Raw genomic sequence first — 14,820 nt, forward strand, 5'->3', positions numbered from 1 at the left:
CATTGACATGGTGCACCTTCGACTCCTGCGGCTCTGGCGCGGGCACCGTGGCGCGCTCGTGCTGCTCGTGGCCGTCGGCGTCGCGATCTCTCTGACCTGGGCGGCGCAGGCGCTGCTCCTCTCGCAGGTGTTCGCCGGGTTGCTGCGCGGCTCCGCCCTCGTCGATCCGGCGCTCCTCCCCGCGGTTCTGGCTCTGGGAGCCGTGCTTCTGGCGCGCCCCGCGCTCGCCCTCACGCGCGCCGCCGTGGCTCACCGGGCGATGGATGCCGTCAAGCGCGACCTGCGCTCGCGCGCATTCGCCGCGATGGTCCTGCGCGCCGCCACCCGCCCCGCCGAGGGGCGCAGCGGGGGCGACCAGGCCACCGTCGTGGACGGGGTCGAGAACCTCGACGCCTACCTGTCGTCGTACGTGCCGCAGCTCGCCGTCACCGGAATGGTCGTCGTCGGCGTGGGGGCGGCCCTGGTGGCGGTCGACCCGGTCATCGGCGTCGTCGCGATCGCCGCGGCGGCCGCACTGCCCCTGGCGCCGCGGCTGTGGGACCGCGTCCTCGCGAAGCGGGGCAGCGACCACTGGGAGGCGTATCAAGACCTGCACGCCGAATTCGTCGACTCGATGCACGGCATGACCACCCTCGTGGCCTTCGGGCAGGAGCAGCGCCGCGAGCGCGAACTCGCCGCCGCGTCCGACACGCTGTTGCGGCGCACGCTGCGTCAGCTCAGCGTCTCGCTCATCGAGTCGGGCCTGTCGCAGTTCTCCCTGGCGGCGGTCCCCGCCCTGGTGCTCGTCCTCGTCGCCGTGCGGGGCGGCGAGCTGGACGCCTTCGCGATGTTCGCGGCCGTGCTGCTGTCGATCGAGCTCGTCCGTCCGCTGCGCGAGCTCGCGTCCGCCTGGCATGCGGGGTATCTCGGGACCTTCTCCGGCCCGGCCGTGCTCGATCTCGTCGCGGCGGACGAGGGTCGACGTGACGCTCCGGAGATCGACCGCGACGAGGTGGCGCTACCGCTCGTCGTCGAGGGGCTTCGGGCGCGGCATCCGGGGGCGAAGACGGATGCCGTGTCCGAGGCGACCTTCCGCATCGATGCCGGGCTGACCGCAGTCGTCGGTCCCACCGGGGCGGGGAAGTCCTCGATCGCCGCCGCGCTGGCGGGGCTGCTCCCGATTTCGGGGGGCGTGACCTCTTTCGGGGGGATGAGGATCGAGACGGCCGATAAGCTGCGCTCGCGCGTCGCCCTCGTCGCTCAGGACCCGGCGCTGTTCACGGCGGACGTGCGTTCCGAGATCCTCCTCGGCGCCGGTTCGCGCGAGGTCGATGCCGCGGCGGTGGCCGCCCGCGCGGGAATCGGCACCGGTGAGACGGCGCTCGAACTCGGGACGGCACTGGGCGACGGCGGGGGTGTGCTCTCGGGCGGTCAGCGTCAGCGCATCGCCGTCGCCCGCGGCGACGCGCAGCAGCGCCGTGTGCTCATCTTGGACGAGGCCACCTCGGCGCTCGACCCCGCGTCGGAGGCGCGCCTGATCGCGGCGTTGCGGGCGGCTCATCCGGATGACGCGATCGTCGCGGTGACGCACCGGCTCGCTGTGGCCGAGGCCGCCGACCGCGTGATCGTCGTCGTCGACGGGCGCATCGTGGAGGCCGATGATCCGCGGGTGCTCCGCGCGCGGCACGGGGCGTATGCGCGGTTGCTCGCCGCCGAGCAGTCGCCCGTGGGCGTCGACGGGGCCGCTGTGCGCGCGTCCGAGGGAGCGCGGGCATGAAGGCGCTGCGGTCGCTCGCCCTCCTCCTGCCCTATCTCCGCAGGCGTCGAGGGCTGTTCCTCGGCGTCGTCGCCGTGGTGACGGTCGGCATGCTCCTCGCGGTCGCCGTGTCGGTGCTGTCGGTGACCGCAGCGGCATCCCTCGTGTCAGCCGACGACGGCTCGCGAATCGCCGCGATCGGGTGGGTGATCGCCGTGGTCGTCGGTGTCGTGGGGGCAGGACTCGCCTCGTGGGGCGAGCAGTGGTTCGCGCACGTGCTCGCCTACCGCGTCATCGATGCCCTGCGCATCGACGTGCACCGCACCATCGCGCGCCTCGCGCCCGTCGGCCTCGCCCGCCGCCGCATGGGAGACACGGTGGCCGCGGCGATGGGTGATGTGGAATCCCTCGAGTGGTTCGCCGCGCACACCGTCGCGCAGGTCACGGCGGGCGCGGTCGCGTGCGCGGTGATCGATGCGGCAGCGGCGATCGTCCTCGGTCCCGCATGGCTCTTGCTCATTCCCGCGCAGATCATGCTGGTGCTCGTCCCGTTGTCGTTCGTGCGGCGCGCCGGGCGGCAGGGCGCGGTGCTGCGACGAGCCCTCGCCCGGGTCTCGGCCCGCGTGCTCGCCGCGCGGTCCGCCGCGCGCGACGTGGTCCTGCTCGGCCGCGTCGACGCCGAGGCGCGGGCGGTCGCCGACGAGACGGGGGCGGTGCAGCGCGCACGCCGGGGCCTGGCGATGCGCGCGGGGGTCGAGCAGGCGTTCACCGACGCGCTGAGCGTGGTGGTTCTGCTGACGGCTTTGCTGATGGTGGGCTCCGCGGTGGCCACCGGAGGGGATGCCTCGATCGCCCCGTCGCTGGTGGTGCTCGCCACGGCATCCCTGGGTCCGGCCGCCATCGCGGCGGGCGCCCTCGCGCGGGTCGGCGAGACCGCCCAGGCCGCGCGTCGCGTCGCCGCCGTCCTGCGCGCCCCCGACGTCCGTCCGCTCGATCCGGTGTCGCGCACCGCCGAGCGCCTCGCCCGGGTCGAAGCCCCGCATCCTGGATCCGTCGACGCCGTCGGCCTCGGCGTCGTCTATCCCGGGGCGCATGCTCCCGCGCTCGACAGCGCCGACCTGGAGATCTCCCCCGGGGAGCATCTCGCCGTCGTCGGTCCCAGCGGCGCGGGCAAGACCACTCTCGCCCTGGTGCTGGCCCGCCTGCTCGCGGCGGAGGGTGCGCTGCGTGTCGACGGCATCGACACCGCCGCGGAATCGGGGGCCGACACTCGCCGCCGAGTGGTGCTGCTCCCTCAGCAGCCGCACGTGTTCCGCGCGAGCGTCCGCGCCAATCTGCTCGCCCCGGATGCCGAGGACCAGGTGCTGTGGAGCGCCCTCGAGCGTGCGCGACTCGCCGATCACGTGCGCCGACTGCCCGACGGACTCGACACCGTCCTCGCCGAACGCGGAGCGGCCTGGTCGGGCGGCGAGCGGCAGCGACTGGGACTGGCGCGAGCGTTGCTGCGAGATCCGAGCGTGCTCGTGCTCGACGAGCCCACCGCGAGCCTGGACACCGCGACCGAGGCCGAGTTCCTGACCGCGCTCTCGCGCTCCCGCGCCGGGCGCACGACCATCGCGATCACGCACCGCCCGACCGTGATGCGCGCGATGCACCGCGTGCTCTTCGTCGACGACGGCCGCATCGTCGACACCGCACCGCACGACGACCTGCGCGCGCGCTCGGCGCGGTACCGCGCCGTCGTGACGGGAGCCGCCGAAGACCCATCCGCAAACCGAGACCCGGAGAGGGGGTGACACACATGTCGCAGATCACGATCGTCGCAGTCGAGGAGCAGCGCGCCGCCGAGTCGGTGCTCGCTCCCAACTCGAACCACCACGGCCACGTGGCCACGTCGTTCGCCTGGGCCTGACCGCCCGCGCGCGGGTCCGGCTCCTGCCGGACCCGCGCGTCCTCTCTGCCCGTGGCCTCCCCTGCCGCGCGTTCTTCCACCTGCGCCCGCCCTTCCGGGCCGTGCCTGCCCTTCGCCGAGGAGACCCCGTGACCCCCACCCCGCTCGTGCTCGACGCACGTCCCGCTCGCACCGGAGTCGAGATCCGTCCGCTCGACGAACGCCGCAGCCTCGTCACCGTGGGCGAGCGCCATCACATCGTCGATGTGCCCGCGTCGGTCGTCCAGGTGATGGTGTGGGCGTGGCACGAGGGGCGCGACGACCTGGTCGGTGCCGAGTTCGCCGCCGCTGCCGAGGGATTGCGCCCGCTCCTCGCCGCTGCGCAGCCGCAGGGCCGATCCGCGTCGGTCGGCGGTCGATCCCGCCCCGCGGCGGGACCGCCGGTCCGCGCCGTGCTCGCCGGCGACGACGACGTCGTGGCCGCCGCCCGCTCCCGCCTGCGCGGCGACGACGATGTGCGGGATGCTCCCGTCGCCGCCCCCCGCACGGTCGCGACGGCCGCGTTCACGGCATCCCGTCTTCTCGTCGTCGCCCTGCGGGGCGGACGTGAACGCGAGTTCGTCGATCTCGATCGCATCTGCCACGACCTCCGCGTGCCGTGGCTCGCGGTCGAACTCTCCCGCGGTCGCCTGTGGGTCGGTCCGCTCGTCATCCCCGGTGTCGGGGCCTCGTACGAAGATGCCGCGGCCCGGCGGTTGGCATCCGCTCGCAACGCCGCGGTGCATCGCGCCCTGCGCACGCCCGCGGTGGGGGGCGACCAGGGCCCGGATGCCGCCGAGCTCCCCGCCCTCTTCGATGCGATGTGGGAGCTGGCCGCCGTCGCCGCCGACGCGATCGCCCGAGAGGGACACGACGGAGCACCCGGCGACGTCGTGCACGAGTTGTGGATGGAGGACGCGCGGGTGCGGCACGTGGCCCACCCGGTGCTCCCGCTCCCGCATCGCCGCACGCGCCATCGCCCGCACGAGGTCGCCGACCTCGTCGACGAGCGCACCGGGGTGATCACGCGCGTCCGCGACGTGCGCCATCACGAGCGCGTGCCCGCCGGTCTCGTGACCCGTCAGGCCGACGTGGCGGACATCCGCGCGGTGACCGCGTGGGCGAACAACGTGCTCTGCCAGGGCTCCGCCTTCGACGACGCCGTTTCGGCGCACCAGTCCGCCGTCGGCGAGTCGGTGGAACGCTACTGCGGCAACATCCTCGACACGCTGCCGGTGAGATTCGGGTCGTTCGCCGAGCTGCGGCGCGCTGGTGTTCCCGCCCTGGATCCGCGTCGACTCGTGCTCTACAGCGAGCGGCAGTACGCGGCCCCCGGCTTCCCCTTCGTCCCGCTCACCGCCGATCTGCGCGTGCACTGGGTGCCGGGGCGCTCCGCGCTCACGGGGCGGGAGGTGTGGGTGCCGGCATCCCTCGTCTACGTCAACTGGTATTCGGCCGATGTCGCCGCCGCGCCCCCGACGAACTTCTGCGCGTTCGCGGGCATCGCGGCCGGTCCGGGTGAGGAGTTCGCCGTGACCAGCGCGATCGAAGAGATCGTCGAACGGCACGCGACGATGGTGTGGTGGCTCAACGCCCAGTCGCTGCCGCGCGTTCGGGACATGACGGTGCCCGCGCTCGCCGCCGGGACCCGTGCATCCTTCCTCCATCTCGACAACGAGTTCGGCGTCCCCGTCGCCGCCGCGATCGTGCATGACGACGACGATTCCTTGGTCAACGTCGGGTTCTCGGCGCGCCCGGACTTCGCCTCCGCGGCATCCAAGGCGCTCACCGAGGCCTTCACGCTGCAGGAGGGCTCGCGCGACCTTCTTCACGCTGACGGTCTGCACTGGAGGGTCATGACGGAGGGGGAGCTGAACGGGCGGGCCTTCAAACCCTGGCGTCGCGACCGGCGGTATCTCGACGACTTCCGCGCCGACATGCATGACTGCGACGACCTCATGGTGCAACAGCAGGTGTACCTCGACCCGCGGGCCGGGGAACGCATGCGCTCCCTGCTCGAGCCGTCCGGTTCACGGGCGCTCGAGACGATCCCGCACCTGGCCGAGCGCTCGCGTGTCGCGATGATCGCGGCGCTCGAACGGGCGGACGTGGAGCCGATCGTCGTCGACATCACCACCCCGGACATCGCGAGCACCGGCCTCTCCGTCGTGCGTGTGATCGCGCCGGGCACGATCGGAAACGCGCCCGCTGCGTTCCCGTTCCTCGGGCACGGCCGCGTGCAGCGCATCGCCGTCGAGCTGGGGTGGCGCGATGAACCTCTCGACGAGTCGGAGATCAATCTCTTCCCCCTTCCGCATGCGTGATCTCACCGCCCGACCCATTCGCCTGCGGCATCCCTCTCCGTTCCCCTCCGCGTTCCACCATCTGCAGGTGGCGATGCCGGCCGCGCCGGGCGTCGACGCGCAGGCGGTGGTGGTCGACCTCGCCGACGAGGTCGACCTCCGGCTCGTCGATCGGGCCGTCCGACGTCACTGGTGGTCGGCCGACCACGGTGTGCTCCGCCCGCGGCGGGCGACGGCGCGCGACCTCGCAGCCGAGGGCGACCCGGTCCTGACTCCGCGATCGCTGGGATGGGTGGACCCGGCCGAGAGAGCCGCACCGGGGTTCCCGCTGGCATCCGACTCCGACGATGTCCCGCGACTATGGGTGCGGGCGTACCGTGACGGGGCCGGCGGACCTCGGGAGGGATGGATGCCGTACACCGCGGCCGTCGCACGGCACATCGACGCGCGTCCCGATGAACCTCTCGCGCACCCCCCACTGCTGGGAGGGTTCGGCGCGGGTGCCGACTCGGCGTCGGCATCGCGTGAGGCATGGCGGGCGATCGTCGCCGACGACGCGCTGTGGTGCTGGTGGACGGGACTGGTGCCCGCCGCATCGCTCGAGCTCGACCCCGGGGTCGCGCTCCTGTGGGCAGATGCCGACCTCGCCCTGACGTTGCGTCGGTTGGAGAGGGGAACGCTCGCCCCCGCGACCCTCGCGGCGGTCGACGACGGCGACGTCCTCGTGGTGGGCGGAGCGTGCGGAGACGACGCTGCGGCTCAGCGTGCGGCGATCGCGCGGGCCCTGTGGCAGCTCGTCATGGCCCGCGCACTCGACGATCCCGCGCGAACGGTGACGGGGCCGGGCGTCGTCGCGCATCGCGCCGATCGCCGGTACGCCCCCGACACCGCCGAGGATCGCCGTCGTCTCCTCGACCCCCTCGCGCACGTGCAGCTCGCCCTCGATCCCCGCGTGCGCGCGATGCTGCGTCGTCGGCTCGAGATCGAGTCGCCGGACGACGCGGCGGCGGGCCGGCCTCCGCTCGCCGTCGAGACCTGGACAGCGCCGCTCGCCCCGGACGGCGGTGTCGTCCGGATGCACGTGCCGCAGGCGGTGCCCCTGCCGCTGGGGGCGTTCCGTCTGGACCCCGCCCTCGTCGATGCCGCGGCGCAGCGCCGCGGCATCGCGCCGACGGATGCCGCGCTCGTGCAGGTGCCCTATCCCGGGTGGTGAATCACGGCGGCATCTCGACATCGTGGTTCCTCGAAGGCCGTTCAGCCCCCGAGGAATAGACTGATGCCATCGTCTTTCGCCCGTCGGGAACCCTTCGTGACCACTCCTCCTGCTGAACGCGCCTTCGAGTTGCGCCATCTGCAGCTCGCGCGCGCCCTCTTCGCCGCCTTCGCGGCCGCGATGATCACGTTCTCGTCCGATCACTCCGCCGTTCTGGGCCTGAGTGTCTTCAGCGGCTTCGTTCTGGCGACCGGTCTCGCGCTCGCCCTGGCGGCATGGCTCGTCTTCCCGGCCGGCCGACGCTCCGTCCCGATACTCCTCGCTGCGGTGTCGTTCCTCGCCGGCCTGGTCGCGAGCGTGGGCGCGTGGCGCACCACCGGCATGTTCTTCGCCGTGGTCGTCACGTGGGGCGTCGTCTCGGGCGTCATCGAGCTCGTCGGTGCGATCCGCGACCGCAAGGCGGGCCGCACGGCGGGCGCGCGCGACGGCGTGCTCATCGGCATCCTGGGGATCGTCCTGGGGGCCGTGCTGCTGCTCACTCCGATGCAGTACGCGCTCGACTACAGCATCACCGGCGCGGGGTCCTTCACCCTCACCGGGATCACCATCGCCGTGGGCCTCTTCGGCGGATACGCGGCGGTCGTCGCCGTGTTCCTCGCGATCGCGGGCTTCTCGCCGCGCCGCACCGAGCCCGTTCCGGCCGTATCCTCCGAGGAGGCCGCGTCATGACCGACAAGCCCACCACCCGCAAAGACCTCATGAAGCCCGTCCAGCTGCTCGGGTTGGCGTTCATCGCCGCCGTGTTCGCCGGCTTCGTGACGCTCATGTCGATGGGGTTCTTCCAGACGCGTCCCGCCGATGAGATCCAGCGCGCGCTGATCGTCGCCCTCGTGGCCGCCGGAGCGACCTTCATCATCACGCTCGTCTCGCTCGCTCTGCTGCTGCTCGTCGTCGACCCCACCAAGGTCACGACCACGGTCGACCGTCCGCTGCTCCTCCCGAAGGATGCACCGGATGCCACCCCCTCCGGCCCCGCATCGACGCCCGAGGCTCCGCGCTCCGACGACGGCCCGTCCGCTCCTCGCGCCTGACCCTTCGCTCGTCGCGTCAGACCTCCCTGCGCCCGCAGCCGCTGCGGCGTCGGTTCGCTTTCCGAGGGGCTTTCGACGCGCCTCGACCGCTCGCTATGCCACCCTCGTCCCACTTGTGGCGGTGCATGTCCCTGTGGTGGGTCTGGGCCGCGTTGACCGGCCATAAGTGGGACGAGGATGCCGGTGCCAGGGCGCGAGCGCGCGGTCAGGGGCGGCGCGGGTCGATCATCGTCATGCCGGCCGGGGAGGCGGCATCCATCCGGGGGAGCAGCGTCGCGGCCTCGGCGAGACCGATCACGCGCTCGATGAGCTCCTGGGGGCGCAGGGCTCCGCTGTCGATGAGCGAGAGCATCTCGGGGTAGTCGACGGCGGCCATGCCGTGGCTGCCGAGCAGGTCGAGTTCCCACGCGATCACACGGGCCATCGGCATGGCGGTCATGCCGTCGTCGGTGGGGAGGAGGCCGATCTGCACGTGCCGACCGCGTCGGCGCAGGCTCAGCACGGCGTCGCGCGCGGTCTGGGCGCTGCCGACGGCGTCGACCGACACGTGGCTCCCCCCGCCGGTGATCTCGTGTACCGCCGCGGCGATGTCGCTCTCCCCGGCGATCAGGGTGTGCTCCGCGCCGAGGCGACGGGCGGCGTCGAGGGCGACGGGAGTGCGATCCACCACGATCACGCGGGCGCCGAGGGCGACGCCGATCATCACGGCGCTCAGCCCCACTCCGCCCGCGCCGACCACGGTGATCCACTCGCCCGCCTGCACCCGCGCGCGCCCGGTGAGGGCGCGGTATGCGGTGGCGAAGCGGCATCCGAGAGCCGCCGCCGCCTCGAACGAAACGCCGTCGGGAATGCGGACGACGTTCGTGTCGGCCGCGCGCAGCACCACGCGCTCGGCGAAGCTGCCCCACTGGGTGAAGCCCGGCTGCTGCTGGTCAGGGCACACCTGCGCGTTTCCGCCGAGGCACCACTCGCACGCGCCACACCCCATGACGAACGGCACGGTCACGCGGTCGCCGACGCTCCACCGCTGCACGCCCTCGCCGACCTCGACGATGATCCCGGCCAGCTCGTGACCCGGAACATGGGGGAGTACGACGTCGTCGTGACCGACCCAGGCGTGCCAGTCGCTCTTGCACAGGCCGGTCGCGTGCACCTCGACCACCACGCCCCCGGCCGGCGCCGACGGCGGGACGACCTCGCGCACCTCGAGGGGCTCGGCCAGGGCGTCCATAATCATCGCGCGCATGGCATCCATTCTCCCGCGCGCACGGTCGCGTTCATGCCCGGGCCGCGCACGCGCCCGACCGCGCGCGTCCGCTTCTCCCTGTCGAACATCCAGAGAACCCGGATGCCGCGGGACATCATCCGGGTGTATCGGACACTCGATCCCGCGGGGCGGCCCGGCAGCCGCCCGCGCCCAGCCGACTACAGCGCGTCGACCACCCGCGACGCCAGCCCCGCGTAGGCGGCGGGCGTCAGGGCGAGCAGGCGCTCCTTGGCGGCATCCCCGATGTCGAGGCCGCGCACGAACTCCGCCAGCTCGGGTCCGCCGACGCGGCGTCCGCGCGTGAGGTCCTTCAGCAGGGCGTACGGGTCGGTGATCTGCGAGCGCCCGGCGGCGATCTCGGCGCGCACGACGGTCTGGATCGCTTCGGCGAGCACTTCCCAGTTCACGTCGAGGTCGGCGAGCAGCACGTCCTCGGCGAGCGAGATCTCGGTCAGGCCCCGCTGCAGGTTGTCGAGAGCGAGCAGGGAGTGACCGAAGGCGACGCCGATGTTGCGCTGCGTCGTCGAGTCGGTCAGGTCGCGCTGCAGGCGGCTCGTGACGAGGGTGGATGCCAGGGTGCCGAACAAACCGCCGGCGATCTCGAGGTTCGCCTCGGCGTTCTCGAACCGGATGGGGTTGATCTTGTGCGGCATGGTCGACGAGCCGGTGGCCCCGGCGACGGGGATCTGCGTGAAGTAGCCGAGCGAGATGTAGGTCCAGACATCGGTGGCGAGGTTGTGCAGGATGCCGCCGGCGTGACGCGCGCGGTCGTAGAGCTCGACCTGCCAGTCGTGCGACTCGATCTGCGTGGTGACCGGGTTGAAGCCCAGGCCCAGCGACTCGATGAACTCCCGCGTCAGCGACGGCCAGTCGACGTCGGGCTCGGCGGCGACGTGCGCCGACCAGGTGCCGGTCGCGCCGGAGAACTTCGCGAGGTACTCCCCGGCATCCAGCTGACGGATGACGCGCTCCAGGCGCCACGCGAAGACGCCGATCTCCTTGCCCATCGTCGTGGGCGTGGCGGGCTGGCCGTGCGTTCGCGAGAGCATCGCGGCGTCGCGGTGCTGCACGGCGAGCTCGGCGAGGGCGGCCGTGACCGCGCGCAGCTTCGGCAGCCACACGCGCTCGACCGCGCGCTGCACGGTGAGGGCGTAGGCGGTGGAGTTGATGTCCTCGCTCGTGCAGGCGAAGTGCGTGAGCTCGGCGAGCCCCGTGAGCCCGAGGGTGTCGAGGCGGTCGCGCACGAGGTATTCGACGGCCTTCACGTCGTGACGCGTGACCGCCTCTTTCTCCTTCAGCCACGCGATCTCGTCGGCGCCGAACTCCTCGTAGAGCGCGCGGAGCTTCGCGCGGTCGGCGTCGGAGACCGGCGAGGTGCCGAACAGCGAGCGGTCGGTGAGGGCGAGCAGCCACTCGACCTCGACCTCGACGCGGGCGCGGTTCAGGCCCGCCTCCGACAGGTAGTCGCCGAGTTCGGACACGACGCCGAAGTACCGACCGTCGAGGGGGCTGAGGGGCTGCGGAGGCAGAGCGGACACGGGTCTCCCGGGGGTCGCGCGAAAAGGTCAGCCCGCGGAACGGATGGCGGGCTCGAGCTGCCGGAACAGGGCGCGGCTGGCGCGTTCGATCATACCGAGCACCTCGTCGAACATCGGCGGGCCCGCGTAGTAGGGGTCGGGCACGTCGAGGGTCTCGGCATCGGGCAGGAACGACTGCAGCAGGGCGATCTTGTCGGCGTCGTCGTCGGTGCGCGCCCATCCGCGCAGCACGCGCTCGTGGCTGCGGTCGAGAGCGACGACGAGATCGTTGCGGTCGAAGTCGGCGAACTGGAACTGCCGCGCGCGATGCGCGGATCCGTCGTACCCGAGGCGGTCGAGCGCGGCGAGGGTGCGATGGTCGGCGCGCTCGCCGACGTGCCAGTCGCCCGTCCCGGCCGAACTCGAGGCGACGTGGGCCCCCAGGCCGGACGTCTCGGCGATGCGCCGGAAGACCACATCGGCCATCGGCGACCGGCAGATGTTGCCGCTGCAGACGAACACGACGCGGAAGGGCGCGTCGGCACTCGCGGTCATCCCTCCATCATGGCGGGGAAGAGCGCCGCGCGCATCAGTCGGCTGCGCGCTGCGGCCGTCACCGTCGAGCGCGGTCGTCGCGTCGGGGGCGCAGGATGCCGCCGAGCACGGCGTTGATGATGCCGATGAGCAGCGCCGCGACGACCGTCAGCCAGAACTCGCCCGTGCGCAGGCCCCAGTCCCAGTTCTCGGTGATGATCGCGGTCAGCCACAGCAGGAAACCGTTGATGATCAGCGAGATCAGCCCGAGGGTGAGGATGTACAGCGGGATCGCGACGACCTTCACGACCGTGCCGACGATCGTGTTGACCAGCGCGAAGATCAGCCCGACCAGCAGCAGGGTCAGGGCGACCTGCAGCCATTCGCCCGGGGCGAAGGGGATCAGCCGCACCTGCAGCGCGGGCAGCAGGGTGACGATCCAGATGGCGAAGGCGTTGACGGCGACGCGGACGACGAAGCGCATGCCTCATCGTGGCACGCGCCGTCGCCGTGCGGCAGGCATTGTCCCCTGGGGAGGAATCGGCCCTGACGCGCGGGCGGGTCTCGCGGTTAGGCTCGCGGGGTGAGCGAAGACCCGGTCCTGCCCCGTATCCGTCCCGAGATCGCCGCGCTGCCCGCGTATCGGCAGGGCAAGCAGGCGAGCCCCGACGCGTTCAAGCTGTCGAGCAACGAGAACCCCTTCGAACCCCTCCCGGGCGTGCTCGACGCGGTCCGCGCCGCCGGTGCCTTCAACCGCTACCCGGATGCCACCGCCGCGCGCCTGCGCGAGCGTCTGGCCGCGCGCTACGGCGTCTCCGCCGACGAGGTGCACGTGGCCGCCGGCAGCGTCTCGATCCTCGCCCAGCTGCTGCTGGCCACCTCGGGTCCCGGCGACGAGGTCGTCTACGCGTGGCGCTCCTTCGAGGCCTACCCGTCGTTGGTGGCCGTGGCCGGGGCGACCAGCGTGCAGGTGCCTCTGACCGCCGATTTCCGTCACGACCTCCCGGCGATGGCGGATGCCGTCACCGAGCGCACGCGCCTGATCATCGTGTGCAGCCCCAACAATCCCACCGGCCCGACGGTGGGGTACGACGATTTCGTCTCCTTCGTCGACCGCGTGCCGCGCGACGTGCTCATCGTGCTCGACGAGGCCTACGCCGAGTTCGTCACCGACACCGCCTCGGTCGAGGGCGGCCGCGTGCGCGCCGTGCTCGCGCGTCCGAACGTGGTGGTGCTCCGCACCTTCTCGAAGGCCTACGGCCTCGCGGGTCTGCGCGTCGGGTACGCGATCGGTCATACCGGCGTGCTCGACGCCGCACGCAGCACCGCGATCCCGCTGTCGGTCACGGCCGCCGGCGAGGCCGCGGCGCTGGCGAGCCTCGACGCCGAGAGCGAGCTGCTGCACCGCGTCGCCGTGATCGCCGAGCGCCGCGACCGTCTCGTCGAGCGCCTGCGCGAGACGGGCTGGGACGTCCCCGACGCCCAGGGCAACTTCGTCTGGTTCGCGGCGGGCGAGCGCACGGCCGAGGTCGCGGCGGCGTTCGAAGAGGCGGGTCTCATCGTGCGTCCGTTCCCGGGTGACGGCATCCGCGTGTCCATCGGCGAAGAGGAGTCGCTCGACCGCGTCGTCGAGGTCGCGGCGGCCACCTCCCCGACCGCGCGGGCGTGAGCGTAGAGCGTGGCGGCCGACGAGACGCCGCCACGACCCCGGTCATCCCGGGATTCTTCCCCGACCCCTCGGTGTGCCGGGTCGGCGACGACTACTACCTCGCGAATTCGTCGTTCGAGTACGCCCCCGGCATCCCGATCTGGCACAGCCGCGACCTGCGCACGTGGACGCAGCTCGGCAACGCCCTGGAGCGGGAGAGCCAGTTCGCGGCCGGGGCGTCGGGTCCGAGCCGGGGGATCTACGCCCCGACCCTGCGCCACCGCGACGGCGTCTTCTGGCTCGTGACGACGAACGTCGACGCCCCCGGCGAGCAGTTCGTCGTCACCGCCACCGACCCCGCGGGTCCGTGGTCCGACCCGATCGTGCTGACGGGCCTCGGCGGGATCGACCCCGACCTCGCCTGGGACGACGACGGCACGTGCGTGCTGACGTACTGCGGCCTCGACCCGGCGCTCCGCCCCGACGGCGGGGCGCTGCCGGTCATCGCGCAGGCGCGCGTCGACCTCGCGCGCGCCGAGGTGCTCGAGCCCCCGCGCGCCGTGTGGGAAGGGACGGGGCTCGCCCACCCCGAGGGCCCGCACCTCTACCGCCGCGACGGCTGGTGGTACCTGCTCATCGCCGAGGGCGGCACCGAGCGCGGGCACGCCGTCTCGATCGCCCGGTCGCGCGCGATCGAGGGGCCGTTCGAGGCGGGCCCGGCCAATCCGATCCTCAGTCGACGCAGCACGTCCTCGCCCGTGCAGAACACCGGCCACGCCGACCTGGTCGAGAACGCCGACGGATCGTGGGCGATGGTCTACCTCGGCGTGCGCCCGCGCGGGTTCAGCCCGTCGTTCCACGTCAACGGCCGCGAGACCTTCCTCGCCCGCGTCGACTGGGTGGACGGGTGGCCCGTGGTCGACACCGCCGAGGTGCTGCCGACCTCGACCGACACCGCGTTCGACGACGATTTCGCCGGACCGCTGCATCCGCGCTGGATCTCGCCCGGCCCCGCGCCCTCCGCGTTCGCCGAGACCGCCCCGGGAGCGGGTATGCGGCTGCGACGGACGGATGCCGCCGACCGAGCGCCCGCGGCCCTGTCGGTGCGTACGCGCGACCCGCGGTGGAGGTACGAGGCGCGCGTCGACGCCACCGCGGGCGCGGTCGCTCTGCGGGTGCGCCTCGACGAGCGGCACTGGTACGAGGTGCGGCTCGAGGCCGGAGCCCTGTCGGTCGCCGCGCGGATCGGCCCGCTCCGCACCCGCGACGACGCGGGCCGCGCCGACGGTGAGATCGTGACGCTGGTCGTCGAGGCGGTGGATGCCACCACCGACGGTCCAGACGACCTCCGCTTCGGCGTGATCGACGCCGCGGGTGAACGCCGACTCGCGCAGTGGGACGGTCGCTACCTCTCCACGGAGGTCGCGGGAGGTTTCACGGGACGCACCCTCGGACTTCACGCTCTGGGCGACGACCCGGCGCGGATCATCGCGGTGCGATACATCCCCGTCACCTAGGAGGGCGTTTTGTCGCATTCCGACCCCGGTTCGCGGCATCCGTTGTGCACCTCATGCGGTCTCAC

Annotated in this window: 12 protein-coding genes; 8 read left to right on the forward strand and 4 right to left on the reverse strand. The window is 72.7% G+C overall.

The window, feature by feature from the left end:
• Window positions 1-7 precede the first annotated feature (7 nt).
• From AB1K56_RS11965 to AB1K56_RS11990, 6 genes are all read left to right on the forward strand, one after another.
• Window positions 8-1,756: an ATP-binding cassette domain-containing protein gene (locus AB1K56_RS11965; protein WP_371205830.1), complete on the forward strand. Its 1,749-nt coding sequence runs from the start codon at window positions 8-10 to the stop codon at window positions 1,754-1,756.
• Entirely contained in the window at window positions 1,753-3,531 is a 1,779-nt protein-coding gene (locus AB1K56_RS11970; protein WP_371205831.1) for an amino acid ABC transporter ATP-binding/permease protein, read from the forward strand. The genes AB1K56_RS11965 and AB1K56_RS11970 overlap by 4 nt, the downstream gene beginning before the upstream one ends.
• A gap of 244 nt (window positions 3,532-3,775) precedes the next feature.
• Entirely contained in the window at window positions 3,776-5,989 is a 2,214-nt protein-coding gene (locus AB1K56_RS11975; RefSeq protein ID WP_371205832.1) for a TOMM precursor leader peptide-binding protein, read from the forward strand.
• Complete coding sequence (locus AB1K56_RS11980; RefSeq protein WP_371205833.1) at window positions 5,982-7,181, forward strand: hypothetical protein; 1,200 nt, start codon at window positions 5,982-5,984, stop codon at window positions 7,179-7,181. Before AB1K56_RS11975 ends, AB1K56_RS11980 begins: the two co-directional genes overlap by 8 nt.
• 96 nt (window positions 7,182-7,277) lie before the next feature.
• Window positions 7,278-7,910, forward strand: a complete 633-nt coding sequence (locus AB1K56_RS11985; RefSeq protein ID WP_371205834.1) for an acyl-CoA synthetase — start codon at window positions 7,278-7,280, stop codon at window positions 7,908-7,910.
• Window positions 7,907-8,272, forward strand: coding sequence for an amino acid transporter (locus tag AB1K56_RS11990; protein ID WP_371205835.1), 366 nt, complete (start codon window positions 7,907-7,909; stop codon window positions 8,270-8,272). Before AB1K56_RS11985 ends, AB1K56_RS11990 begins: the two co-directional genes overlap by 4 nt.
• A 205-nt stretch (window positions 8,273-8,477) precedes the next feature.
• Here the strand turns inward: AB1K56_RS11990 and AB1K56_RS11995 are convergent, their stop codons facing one another.
• The 4 genes from AB1K56_RS11995 to AB1K56_RS12010 form a co-directional block, all read right to left on the reverse strand.
• A complete protein-coding gene (locus AB1K56_RS11995; RefSeq protein WP_371205836.1) occupies window positions 8,478-9,518 on the reverse strand; it encodes a zinc-dependent alcohol dehydrogenase family protein in 1,041 nt (346 codons plus the stop codon).
• 179 nt (window positions 9,519-9,697) lie between these two features.
• A complete protein-coding gene (gene purB, locus AB1K56_RS12000; protein ID WP_371205837.1) occupies window positions 9,698-11,077 on the reverse strand; it encodes an adenylosuccinate lyase in 1,380 nt (459 codons plus the stop codon).
• A gap of 27 nt (window positions 11,078-11,104) precedes the next feature.
• A complete protein-coding gene (locus AB1K56_RS12005; RefSeq protein WP_136588209.1) occupies window positions 11,105-11,611 on the reverse strand; it encodes a low molecular weight protein-tyrosine-phosphatase in 507 nt (168 codons plus the stop codon).
• Between the two features lie 58 nt (window positions 11,612-11,669).
• A complete protein-coding gene (locus AB1K56_RS12010) occupies window positions 11,670-12,074 on the reverse strand; it encodes a phage holin family protein (protein ID WP_136588208.1) in 405 nt (134 codons plus the stop codon).
• Window positions 12,075-12,173: 99 nt separating this feature from the next.
• Between AB1K56_RS12010 and AB1K56_RS12015 the strand changes: the two genes are divergently transcribed.
• Both AB1K56_RS12015 and AB1K56_RS12020 read left to right on the forward strand, forming a co-directional pair.
• Window positions 12,174-13,259: a histidinol-phosphate transaminase gene (locus tag AB1K56_RS12015; RefSeq protein WP_136588207.1), complete on the forward strand. Its 1,086-nt coding sequence runs from the start codon at window positions 12,174-12,176 to the stop codon at window positions 13,257-13,259.
• Window positions 13,256-14,755, forward strand: coding sequence for a family 43 glycosylhydrolase (locus AB1K56_RS12020; RefSeq protein WP_371205838.1), 1,500 nt, complete (start codon window positions 13,256-13,258; stop codon window positions 14,753-14,755). The genes AB1K56_RS12015 and AB1K56_RS12020 overlap by 4 nt, the downstream gene beginning before the upstream one ends.
• Window positions 14,756-14,820: the final 65 nt, after the last annotated feature.

Source organism: Microbacterium sp. BWR-S6Y (genome assembly GCF_041379845.1).
GTDB lineage: Bacteria > Actinomycetota > Actinomycetes > Actinomycetales > Microbacteriaceae > Microbacterium > Microbacterium hydrothermale.

Bases quoted from the DNA above. Each gene is read 5' to 3' on its own strand.
- AB1K56_RS11970 (WP_371205831.1), top strand. From the start codon at position 1,753: ATGAAGGCGCTGCGGTCGCTCGCCCTCCTCCTGCCCTATCTCCGCAGG.
- AB1K56_RS11965 (WP_371205830.1), top strand. From the start codon at position 8: ATGGTGCACCTTCGACTCCTGCGGCTCTGGCGCGGGCACCGTGGCGCG.
- AB1K56_RS11990 (WP_371205835.1), top strand. From the start codon at position 7,907: ATGACCGACAAGCCCACCACCCGCAAAGACCTCATGAAGCCCGTCCAG.
- AB1K56_RS12010 (WP_136588208.1), bottom strand. From the start codon at position 12,074: ATGCGCTTCGTCGTCCGCGTCGCCGTCAACGCCTTCGCCATCTGGATC.
- AB1K56_RS11995 (WP_371205836.1), bottom strand. From the start codon at position 9,518: ATGCGCGCGATGATTATGGACGCCCTGGCCGAGCCCCTCGAGGTGCGC.
- AB1K56_RS12005 (WP_136588209.1), bottom strand. From the start codon at position 11,611: ATGACCGCGAGTGCCGACGCGCCCTTCCGCGTCGTGTTCGTCTGCAGC.
- AB1K56_RS11980 (WP_371205833.1), top strand. From the start codon at position 5,982: ATGCGTGATCTCACCGCCCGACCCATTCGCCTGCGGCATCCCTCTCCG.